Genomic DNA, 11,921 nt, shown 5'->3' on the forward strand with positions numbered 1-11,921 from the left:
CCATGATTGAATCAATAATACGATGGTCTGTAGCAAACAGATTTTTTGTTTTGCTCGCCAGTGCAATTCTCGTCGGCGCGGGTTTATTTTCACTTAAAAATACCCCTATTGATGCTTTGCCTGATTTATCTGATGTTCAGGTAATTATTAAAACAAGTTATCCAGGTCAAGCCCCACAAGTAGTTGAAGATCAAGTCACTTACCCTTTAACTACGGCTATGCTGTCTGTGCCTGGTGCGGTAACGGTCAGGGGATTCTCTTTTTTTGGTGATTCATATGTCTATGTCATCTTTGATGAAGAAACCGATTTATATTGGGCTCGTAGTCGTGTGTTGGAATATCTTAGCCAAGTCGTTTCAACGTTACCTGATAATGCAAAGCCTCAATTAGGACCTGACGCAACAGGTGTGGGCTGGGTATATTTATATGCACTCGTAGATAGAACCGGTAAACACGATATTAGTGAGTTACGCAGTCTACAGGACTGGTTTTTAAAGTATGAATTACAAACTGTCCCAGGGGTTTCTGAAGTGAGCGCTCTAGGGGGGATGGTTAAACAGTATCAGATTAAGGTTGACCCTGATAAGTTGCGTGCCTTTGGTATACCTTTAAATGCTATTCAAATGGCGATTAACCGTGGTAATCAAGAAATTGGTGCCTCTGTTGTCGAACTCTCAGAAGCTGAATATATGGTTCGTGCTACAGGGTATCTTGAGAATAAAGAGGATATCGGCAATATCCCATTAGGCGTGAACAATAATGGCACCCCATTACTGCTAAAAGATGTTGCGGATATCGGGACTGGACCGCAAATGCGACGTGGCGTTGTTGATCTAAACGGTGAAGGTGAGACGGTCGGTGGCATTATTGTGATGCGATTTGGTGAAAATGCCCAAAAAACAATTGATGGCGTTAAAGCTAAATTAGAGACATTAAAAAAGGGCCTTCCTGAGGGCGTGGAAGTTGTGACGGTTTATGACCGCAGTGGCTTAATTGAGAGAGCCGTATCAAACTTAGGGTTTAAACTGCTAGAGGAATTTTTAGTTGTTGCTTTAGTTTGTATGGTTTTTTTGGCGCATGTAAGATCATCACTTGTGGCGATTGTTAGCCTTCCAGTTGGTATTTTAACGGCATTTATTATTATGCACTTGCAGGGTTTGAATGCCAATATCATGTCTTTAGGCGGTATTGCAATTGCAATTGGTGCCATGGTCGATGGCGCCATTGTCATGATTGAAAATATGCATAAACATATGGAACGAACGCCATTGACGCCAGAAAACCGTTGGCAGGTTGTAGCTCGGTCTGCCAGCGAAGTTGGCCCTGCTTTATTTTTTAGTTTACTGATTATTACTGTTAGTTTTTTACCGGTATTTACCCTCGAAGCACAGGAGGGAAGGATGTTTTCACCGCTTGCGTTTACTAAAACGTACGCAATGGCTGTGTCATCAGCGTTAGCTATAACATTAGTTCCAGTGCTAATGGGTTACTTTATTCGCGGAAAAGTACTTCCTGAGCACAAAAACCCGGTTAATCGACTTTTAACAGCAGTATATGTGCCTGTGTTGAGAAAAGTACTGGCGTTTCCGAAGATAACGCTGTTATTTGCATTATTTGTGTTGTTGATTGGTGTGTGGCCACTAAATAAAATTGGTAGTGAATTTATGCCTCCATTAGATGAAGGTGATTTAATGTACATGCCGACAACTTACCCTGGTATTTCTATTGGTAAAGCACGCCAATTAGTGCAACAAATGGATAAGTTAATTTACACTGTGCCCGAAGTTAAAACTGTATTTGGTAAGGTTGGTCGAGCAGACTCCGCAACGGATCCTGCACCTCTGACAATGGTGGAGACGTTTATTCAACTTAAGCCCAAAAGCGAGTGGAGAGAAGGCCTGACTACAGAGAGTTTAAAACAAGAACTAGACTCATTAGTTAAGTTACCAGGTGTGACTAACGCATGGGTAATGCCAATTAAAACCCGAATAGATATGTTGGCGACAGGGATCAAAACACCTGTAGGCATTAAAATTGCTGGACCTAATCTCAAGGAAATTGAAAAAATTGGTAAACAGTTAGAAGAAATCCTTAAAGATGTTAAGGGGACTTCGTCAGTTTATGCTGAAAGAGTTGCAGGCGGACGTTATATTAAAGTTGATATCCAGCGTGAGAATGCTGCTCGATATGGTTTGAATATAGCGGATGTTCAACAGGTTGTGGCCACAGCGATTGGTGGTATGAGTATTTCACAAACCGTTGAAGGGTTAGAGCGATACCCCATTAACCTACGCTATCCTCAGGATTATCGCAATTCACCTGAAGCATTAGCTTTATTGCCTATAGTGACTCCGCAAGGTTTGAGAATTTCTTTGGGTGACGTTGCGGACGTTATTATTGAAAATGGACCTCCGGGTATCAAAAGTGAAAATGCTCGCCTTAATGGTTGGGCTTACATTGATATTGAGGATGTTGATATTGGTAGTTATGTTGATATAGCACAAAAAGTTGTGGATGATAAATTGATATTACCCGCCGGTTACTCTATTACTTGGGCTGGTCAATATGAGTATATGGAAAGAGCTAAAGCAAAGCTTACTTACGTAGTACCATTTACTTTATTTATTATCATTATTTTATTGTTCATGAATTTCCGCAATGTTGTTGAAGTTGGAATTATTGTGGGGACATTGCCTTTTGCCATGGTGGGCAGTATTTGGTTAATGTATATACAAGGTTTTAATTTTTCAGTTGCAGTAGGAGTCGGTTTTATTGCATTGGCGGGTGTCGCTGTCGAAATCGGCGTCATTATGCTTGTTTATTTAAACCAAGCCTATAGAGAAGCGATTGATCATAGTTCACAGCAGCTAGAAAAATTTGATGAACTAAAGTTGACTCAATCTGTTATTCAAGGTGCAGGTATGCGCGTACGTCCTGTAATGATGACGGCAGCAGCAATCATAGCTGGATTATTGCCTATCCTTTATGGTACTGGAACCGGTTCCGAGGTGATGAGTAGGATTGCTGCACCAATGGTCGGCGGAATGGTTAGTGCAATCATACTGACACTATTAATTGTCCCCGTTGTATTCTTTTTATGGCGTCGTACTAAATTGATACATGAGGAATGATAATATTTAGTTGATTAGGATAACGATGCAGATAAAAAATTGCATCGTTATTTTATATTGGATTGATTTTTATCATATTTTTTTTATTTTCATTAAATTATGTTTTTCAAATAAATTTTCATTGCTAAATGCAGTATTTTTCACTACTATTATTTGATAATCATTGGAGATATATTTTGCGTAGAATCCACTTAATCATGATGTTTGTTTTACTGACGTTTGTCGGTCAAACTTTTGCGTCTGTGATTATGCCTGGTACTATGCCAATGAATTCAATGACGACTTCAAATATGCCTGCTGAAAATGGCAAAGCATGTCATGACGCTAGTATGCAAATGAACATGAACATGGATATGAACATGAACATGGATATGAGTGATGATGCGGATGATAGTTGCTGCGCCCAAGCGTGCCATTGTCCTGTCGGATCATGTTTATCAGTCGCTTTAACTATGGCGATGCCAATGCTTAAATCAGAAGTCAGCTTTGTTAATGCTGCAACAATGTTTACCTCAGCACTAATGCCTCAGTATTTTTCATCTTTATACCGTCCTCCAATATTTGCCTAACATAGGCACAGTTACGCCTTTTTTTTGCTAGCTGTCCTAGCCAATCATGTAGTTTCAATTTTTTAACCTTTTGGTTAATAAACTGACATTAAACCGCGTTGTTTAATGTGACGAAATTTGATTTGGAGGCAATATTATGTCTGCTCTATATCGCAATTCTATTCGTTTTTTTCGTGTCATAGGTACTATTTTTATTCTGCAAACTATGGGAGGGATATTAATTGCCCGTGCAGCAGAGCCCGGCACTACGGAGCCATTACTCACCGTTTATAAAGATGCTAATTGCGGCTGTTGTGAGAAATGGCTAACGCATATTAGTGAGCGTGGATTTAGTGTTAGTGCCCACAATATTAACAACCTTTATGAGTTTAAACAGTCAAAGGGCATTCCTGCTTCAATGCAATCTTGCCATACCGCAGTGTCATCTCAAGGTTTTGTGTTTGAAGGGCATGTCCCTGCAAAATTGATTAGTCGTTTTTTAGCCACCCCTCCTAAAGATGCTATCGGCTTAACCGTACCCGCTATGCCAGTGGGCAGCCCTGGTATGGAGTACCAAGATAAATTTATGCCATATCAAGTCTTACTGTTGAAAAAAGATGGTAGTAGCCAGGTTTACGCCCAAGTAAATTCTCTTGAGGAGTCTGTACAATGAAATCTCAATACATGATAAAACCCATTATTCAAACGCCAGACAGTGAACCCAACAACAGCCGACGCCGCTTTGTGTTTGGTGCATCCGCCATGTTGGCATTGATGTCGATCCCTTTCCCTAAAAATGCCTTTGCCAATGCGTTAAGCCAATCGTTGAGCCAGCTTTCTGGTAAAGTGTTTGACTTATCAATTGACTATAAAATGGTTAATTTTACCGGGAAATCTGCTCGGGCCACTGTGGTCAACCAATTGCTGCCCGCGCCGTTATTGCGCTGGAAAGAAGGTGAAACAGTCACCTTAAGAGTAAAAAATAACCTCGACCATGATAGTTCTATTCACTGGCACGGTATTATTTTACCCACCGAAATGGACGGTGTGCCTGGCTTTAGCTTTGATGGCATTAAACCCGGTGAAACATTTGAGTATCAATTTACCGTCCAGCAAAGTGGCACATATTGGTATCACAGTCATTCAGGCTATCAAGAACAAACCGGTTTATTCGGCGCGATTGTGATTGATCCAGCGACCCCCGATCCGGTCATATATGACCGTGACTATGTGATCATGCTGTCTGATTGGTCTGACGAAGCCCCTGAAAACATTTATGCCAAATTAAAGAAACAAGCCGATTACTATAATTACCGTGAGCGTACGGTAATGGATTTTTTCTCTGACGTAGATAAAAATGGCTTAGCCAATACGTGGAACGCTCGTTCGATGTGGAATAACGCGCGCATGAGTGACAGAGACATATCTGATGTTACGGGTTCAACTTACACCTATTTAATGAATGGCAATCCTCCGCAACAGGGCTGGCAAGGGTTGTTTGAACAAGGTGAGAAAGTGCGCTTACGCTTTATAAATAGTTCAGCGATGACCATATTTGATGTGCGTATACCGGGTCTTAAAATGACTGTTGTTGCCAGTGATGGTCAGAACATTCAACCGGTGTCTGTGGATGAATTTCGAATCGGTGTTGCTGAAACCTATGATGTGGTTATTGAGCCAGAGGTTGATAATGCCTATTGTATTTTTGCTCAGAGTATCGACCGCACCGGTTTTACGGTAGGTAACCTTACCTCAGATCCCAGTTTACATGCTCCTATTCCCCCAATGGATCCAAGGCCTGTCCTTGGCCACAGTGATATGGGCATGGATATGAGTGACATGGATATGTCAGGTATGGACCACAGCAAAATGGACATGGGCGGCGGCGATATGTCAGGCATGGACCACAGCAAGATGGCTATGGGCGGCGGTGATATGCCAAGCATGGATCACAGCAAGATGGCTATGGGCGGCGGTGATATGTCAGGCATGGATCACAGCAAGATGGCTATGGGCGGCGGTGATATGTCAGGCATGGATCACAGCAAGATGGCTATGGGTGGCGGTGATATGTCAGGGATGGAACACAGCAAAATGGCAATGGACGCTGCGAAAGCGACAGTCTCAGGACTAGGGCTTGCAGGCTTTGGCAGTAACAATGAAATTAAACACATTGACACCGAGTTCGGCCCACAAGTGGATATGCGTGCCGATGCCCCAAAAAGTGGCTTACACGACCCCGGGATTGGATTGCGTGACCATCAACAGCAATTTAACCGCAAAGTATTAACTTATGGCGACATTAAAGGCTTACATCCTACCTACGACACACGCCAACCTAGCCGCGAAATTCAACTGCATTTAACCGGCAATATGAACCGCTATATGTGGTCTGTGAATGGGGTGAAATTTATGGACGCCGCGCCATTAGAGTTTGAATACGGAGAAAGACTGCGGATCACCTTAGTGAACGACACGATGATGACTCACCCTATGCATTTGCATGGTATGTGGAGTGAGTTAGAGACAGGCGACCCTGATTTTATTCCCCGTAAGCACACTGTATTAGTTCAGCCGGGTTCTAAGATCAGTTACTTAGTCACCGCCGATGCAAAAGGGCAATGGGCATATCATTGCCACTTGTTATTCCACATGCCAGGCATGTTCAGAAAAGTCGTGGTGAAATAAGGGGAATACAGATGAATAAAACGAATTTAATGGCCTTGGGACTGTTGAGTCTGAGCGCCACATTGACTAGCTCAGCTGTGTTTGCCGGCGGTAATGATGACCCTCTATTAACAAAAGTCATGCTGGATCAATTTGAAAAAGGCGTGGATCCGCAAGATCCCACCCAGTTTAGTGCACAAGCCTGGTTAGGTTACGATTTGAATAAGTTGTGGCTTAAAACTGAAGGTGAATATTCAAATAGTGATAAGCAAGATCTTGAAATTCAGGCTCTTTACAGTAAGCCCATCGCACCATACTGGGATGTACAATTCGGTATTAAAACCGATATCAAACCGACGCCGACTCGTAATTGGGCTGTGATTGGGGTTCAAGGGTTAGCGCCATATTTCTTTGATATTGACGCGGCCTTATTTATAGGTGACCAAGGCCGTACGGCTATGCGCTTGAGTGCGGAATATGAACTCTTAATCACTCAAAAGTTGATACTCACACCTGAAGTAGAAGTTAATTTATTTGGTAAGGACGATGCTGAACTTGGAATAGGCTCTGGCTTATCTGACGTCAGTGCAGGGCTGCGATTGAGATACGAGATTGTTAGAGAGTTCGCACCCTATATCGGTGTGGATTGGCGTCAGAAACTCGGTAATACCGCCGAATACAGCCGAAATGAAGGGGAAGATACACAAGAAACCCAGTTTGTTATTGGTTTTAGAGCGTGGTTCTAAGACCTCGTTCGTACACTGAGTTATAAGCTTGGTGCCAATATGTTAGCTCAGCCAATATTTAATCATTTATGTAAACCGTTTTCGATCGTTAAAAACAATATAAAAGGAAATATCATGAAATTATTTAACAACGTTTTAGTCGTAACAAGTCTATTCCTGAGTGCTTCAGCATTTGCTCATGTCGGACTGAGCAGTTCTATGCCCGCTAACGGTGCCATGCTAAGTCAAGCCCCAACAACGCTTGAACTGACCTTTACGGCTCCGGTACGTTTGGTCAAATTAACAATGCAAGATGAGAAGCAGCAAAGCGTACCGTTAACATTACCTTCAAGTGCGGCCAGTCAAGCTGAATTTTCATTCGCCCTACCAGCATTAAACGCAGCTAATTACACAGTTAACTGGATGATCATGGGTGACGACGGTCATAAGATGAAAGGCAACATGAGCTTTATGCTACATAACTCTGGTATGAACACTCGCAGTGCAACGCCTATGACAATGGAGCATGAGACTAGCGAGCACACTGCACATCAATAAGTGGATGAGTAAACATGATATTAACCGTGTTTGACATATCGGTGTTGATATCTAAATGGGTTATTTATCTTAGTGTTGCCGCCGTTATTGGCGGCACATTGATGCAATATCTCATTAAGGGCCAACCGAACCTCGGCATTAGCGTTACAAAATATACCGGCCTAGGTGCTGTTTTGGGGTTGATTGCCGTTAGTATCAACTATTTTGCGCAAATAGGGGCTTTTGCTGAAAACGGCTTGATGGGAATGTTCGATGCGCAGATGCATGCTTTTCTGTGGCCAACCCAGGTAGGGCAAACTGTGCTTTGGCGCTTAATCGGTTTTGGGTTAATGCTAGTGGCTAGTGGTTTACTGTTACATAAGAACCGCTATATCAAAAAGTTTTCTGCGGTATTAGCCATTATCAGCAGTCTGTTAATTGCTGTCACGTTTACTTTTATTGGCCATAGCACTGAACTAGGATTGATTGCTCAAGGCTTGATATTGATACACGTGTTGATCATTGGCAGTTGGATAGGCGCTTTTTATCCATTATGGAAATTATGTAGCACCGATGACAACATCGTCATAAAAAATGTCATGGATACATTTGGTCGTTTAGGCATAGTGATTGTCATTCTTGTGTTGCTCTCAGGCATGGGAATGGTGTGGATGTTGTTTGATAGCCCCACTGAATTATTCAGTTCCGATTTTGGTATCGCGGTCACCATCAAGCTCTGTTTGGTGGCTATCATTTTGCTTATAGCAGCATGGCATAAATTGGTTTTAGTACCGAAATTAACGATTGCGCCTCCATCATTTGCAAAACAAAAACTACAAAAATCGATTGGATTAGAAGCATTAATAGCAGTACTGATATTAGCGACAACAGCGGTACTTTCGAGCGTGCTTGGTCCTATGAGTCTTGGATAATCACTATAAATTGACAGAGAGATAAAAATGAAAAATAGACCTTTAACAATACTCATAACCACCGGGATATTACTGATGTCCGCAGGACAAAGCTCATTGAGCTTTGCCCATGGTGATGAAACTCACCCTATAGAACAAAAAGCGTTTATCGGTGTTGATTCCGCCGCGGGTAATGTTGTCAAACAATTTCATGTTGCATTACAAACGGGCAATGAGGCTATTGTCAGGCAGTCATTAGCTGTCAATGTGCAAATTTATGAAGGTGGAAAAGTAGAACGTTCACTTACGGATTATGCCAATCATCACATGCTTGCAGATATGGCCTACTTAAAAGGGTTAACCATAACGCCAAAAGAACACCAAGTAACGATTACAGATGACATTGCTATTTCAACGTCAATAAGTCACGCCCAAGGTGAATATAAAGGTAAAAGTATTGACTCAATGACCATGGAAACGCTTGTGTTAATTAAACAAGCGGATGGTCATTGGAAAATAACCCACGTGCACTGGTCGTAACTAATAAAAATTTCATCAACCAGATAAGGGATTGTCTTGAGGTTCTTTGTAGGTGCTCCCAAGAAAACCACAAAGACTCAGATCATGTTAATGCATGATATTTTATGGAAAAGGATTTCCATTTTTTTATATAAAAAAAGACCGGAATAACTCCAGTCTTATGTTAATTTTGAATTAAAGTATTAAATTTCAATAAGTTGCATAGTAGTAATGCAAGTTCTATCGTTATTAAAAGTAGACAGTACCTCTCTCGCCACTCTTTCGCTTCCGTCTTTTGCTTTATGATAAATATTGAATGCTAAGTTTTTATCTTTTGGAACCCAAAAGTCTATAAATCCATCCCGTTGTGTCGTGACTTGTTTGTCTATTAATGTTTCACCTGTATCAGTATCAATCATGACAACTTTCATTACTTGATTTTTTATCTCACCGGTACAACCTGTTAAAACATGATTAGTACATGGATGAGAACTATTAATGTAAGGAGCTATTGAAAGAAAGAATTGATCTTTTGGTATAGCTACAGAACTACTTTTTCCATCTGCGAAAGTTGCAACTATTTTGTTGGGTAGAACTTTTATCATTATCCCATCATTATTTTTGTATAGTGTATGAGCTGTCGTGACAGCACTTTTGTAATCTAACTTTTTGAATGATTCAGAATCTATCGTTGTAGCATATGATTGACTTGAAAATGCAACTATAAGTGCTAATAGAATGTGTTTTTTAATCATGGTCTGAGTTTTCCTATATAGTGTATAAAATATTTTTATTTAAACGTGCCTCGCTTATTTTTATTGTAACGTTTGTGGTTTTATATATATTGATCTAATTAACATTATTGATATCGGCCTGATATTTTTGGTCGTTTGTTTTTTTGTTTTTTAAATATATGCTTTAACGCTCTATTCTCCTAGGTTTGTAACTCAGGTTTTAAACTTGCGTCTTTTTTAATTTTTCTACCTAAGTTTTAAACTTGGGTTTTAAACCTATGTCTTATTTTAAATTAATGTTTATGTCGGTTTGATATTTTTTGTTGTGAAATAGATCACTGTTAAAAATGCTCTAGTTTGTATTATCGATTGGGTTTGTAATTTATTTGTTTATCTTTAGTTTTAGTTTTACTTAATATGGTTTCTTATTTGTAACTTAACGTTAATAAGGTTTGTATGTTTAAATATAATAAATATGTTTTGGTGCTATTAGCAATGAGTAATAATGCATTCTCTAATGGTGATATTGAAAGTTTTTCTGAATGGATACACAATGGTAATGTTGGAGGTACAGCGAAATCGTACTATTTCGAACAAGATTTTGACGATTCAAATGCAGAGAATAGCTCGATTTGGGTGAATGGTGGTAATGTTACTTTTAATACATCAGAGTTTAATGGGTTTAAATTGGGAGGAGAAGTACAGGGATCATACGTTAGTAACATCAATGATGATGATGATAGAACTGCGGGCAGTATAAACGCACAAGGTCTTGTATTATCGGAAGCTTTTTTGAGGTATCAGTTTGGTGATACGGTGTTTTCTGGAGGTAGGCAACACTTTTCATCACCCTTGATCGCTAACTCAGGTTCAAGATTAATAAAAGAGTCTTTTGAAATGTATCAGGTGTCTTCAAGTCATTTTGAGGATACTGATATTTCGATTGGTTATGTGACTAAATATCAGACTCGAACAGATAAATCATTTTATGTTGATAATGAATTTGTTGATTTTGATTATAATGGTTCTGGTTCCCCTGGCGACTTTTATAAAATAGGCAATGATGGCGTCTTTTTCGCACAAGTTAATAAACGGATAGCTAAAAAAGTTAAAATTAACTCACAGTACGCAAATGTAATAAATGAAGTCCAAGCACTCTATGCGGATGTAGAGTATACATTGCCAACTAACTTTAAAAGTTATATTGCGATGCAGTACTACAAAACTAAGTGGGATAAAAATGAACTAGTTGATAATGATCTTTTGGGCTTTAAAGTAGGTTTTAGCCAGGGGGGAGTAGATTTTTTCGCTGGTTATACATTAGCTGGAGGAAATGAAGGAGAAAATAGAGTTTTTAGAGGCATAGGTCAAGGAGCTTATTATCAGTTTACTGCAACTACTAAAACTGCGGGAGTTGCTGCATTTGAAGCGGGCACAAATTCGTATCAACTGGGGGTAGGTACTACTCTCTCTAATGTTAAAGGTAAATTATTTTATACATCTTTTGACAATCCCATAGTTGGAAAAGATTTAAATGAATGGACGGTTAATCTTGCATATCAATTTGATGGTAAACTAGCTAATTGCGGTATATCAGTTGATTTTTCAATATTGGATTATGAAAGTAATCAAAAAGATGCTACTGATTTAAGGACAAAATTCTCTTATAGCTTTTAGCGGTTATAATTTATTGCGAACTTTATTTTTGATAAAGCTTAATTCCCTAACGATGTTGTTTTAATTGCAAATTGTAGTGGTCAAGTTAATTTGGCCACCTATTTAGAACTGACCTCGCAATGTCTACGGTGTTTTCGAACTTCGCCATATGTTATAAGTTGAAAAGTTAAAATCGTTCTAAAGCACTTCTGCCTCAAGACATTTTATATATAATTACCACTAATGACTAGTAGCGAAATTATTCAAATCTGAAGGGTATACACAGATATCGAGCCTTACTACCCTATAGTCATATTAAGTACTCAGTAATAGCTGACTTATACATTAATAACTGATATGTTCTTTTCATACACTGGACCTTAAGCATTAAGTCTGACATAAATCCCATCTAAGGTTATGTCTTCTTTAGATTTTCTTTGCTGTGACTTTGGAGCGTTTCTTGTTATATAGCAAATCGCCCAGTCTAGCTTTT

General features: G+C 39.7%; 10 protein-coding genes. 9 read left to right on the forward strand and 1 reads right to left on the reverse strand.

Annotation, left to right across the window (positions count from 1 at the left end):
• Nucleotides 1-2 precede the first annotated feature (2 nt).
• From IEW93_RS16660 to IEW93_RS16695, 8 genes are all read left to right on the forward strand, one after another.
• Nucleotides 3-3,131, forward strand: a complete 3,129-nt coding sequence (locus IEW93_RS16660; protein ID WP_188740409.1) for an efflux RND transporter permease subunit — start codon at nt 3-5, stop codon at nt 3,129-3,131.
• A gap of 176 nt (nt 3,132-3,307) precedes the next feature.
• A complete protein-coding gene (locus IEW93_RS16665; RefSeq protein ID WP_223419152.1) occupies nt 3,308-3,700 on the forward strand; it encodes a hypothetical protein in 393 nt (130 codons plus the stop codon).
• Nucleotides 3,701-3,836: 136 nt separating this feature from the next.
• Nucleotides 3,837-4,352, forward strand: coding sequence for a DUF411 domain-containing protein (locus tag IEW93_RS16670; RefSeq protein WP_188740411.1), 516 nt, complete (start codon nt 3,837-3,839; stop codon nt 4,350-4,352).
• Nucleotides 4,349-6,367 carry a copper resistance system multicopper oxidase gene (locus IEW93_RS16675; RefSeq protein ID WP_188740412.1) on the forward strand — a complete coding sequence of 673 codons (2,019 nt, stop codon included), beginning with the start codon at nt 4,349-4,351 and terminating at the stop codon, nt 6,365-6,367. The genes IEW93_RS16670 and IEW93_RS16675 overlap by 4 nt, the downstream gene beginning before the upstream one ends.
• Nucleotides 6,368-6,378: 11 nt before the next feature.
• Nucleotides 6,379-7,092 (forward strand): copper resistance protein B, encoded by a 714-nt coding sequence (locus IEW93_RS16680; protein ID WP_160056767.1) that lies wholly within the window; start codon nt 6,379-6,381, stop codon nt 7,090-7,092.
• A gap of 114 nt (nt 7,093-7,206) precedes the next feature.
• A complete protein-coding gene (locus tag IEW93_RS16685; RefSeq protein WP_160056769.1) occupies nt 7,207-7,629 on the forward strand; it encodes a copper resistance CopC family protein in 423 nt (140 codons plus the stop codon).
• A gap of 14 nt (nt 7,630-7,643) precedes the next feature.
• The gene (locus IEW93_RS16690; RefSeq protein ID WP_188740413.1) at nt 7,644-8,540 is read left to right on the forward strand and encodes a CopD family protein; all 897 of its coding nucleotides are present in this window, start codon (nt 7,644-7,646) and stop codon (nt 8,538-8,540) included.
• A gap of 75 nt (nt 8,541-8,615) precedes the next feature.
• Nucleotides 8,616-9,059 carry a YybH family protein gene (locus IEW93_RS16695; RefSeq protein WP_188740418.1) on the forward strand — a complete coding sequence of 148 codons (444 nt, stop codon included), beginning with the start codon at nt 8,616-8,618 and terminating at the stop codon, nt 9,057-9,059.
• Nucleotides 9,060-9,241: 182 nt separating this feature from the next.
• Here the strand turns inward: IEW93_RS16695 and IEW93_RS16700 are convergent, their stop codons facing one another.
• Nucleotides 9,242-9,793, reverse strand: coding sequence for a CueP family metal-binding protein (locus tag IEW93_RS16700; protein WP_188740414.1), 552 nt, complete (start codon nt 9,791-9,793; stop codon nt 9,242-9,244).
• 474 nt (nt 9,794-10,267) lie between these two features.
• Here IEW93_RS16700 and IEW93_RS16705 point away from each other — a divergent pair, with 474 nt between their 5' ends.
• Entirely contained in the window at nt 10,268-11,449 is a 1,182-nt protein-coding gene (locus IEW93_RS16705; RefSeq protein ID WP_223419153.1) for an OprD family outer membrane porin, read from the forward strand.
• Nucleotides 11,450-11,921 lie beyond the last annotated feature (472 nt).

The sequence above is a fragment of the Shewanella inventionis genome (genome assembly GCF_014641855.1).
GTDB classification, from domain to species: domain Bacteria; phylum Pseudomonadota; class Gammaproteobacteria; order Enterobacterales; family Shewanellaceae; genus Shewanella; species Shewanella inventionis.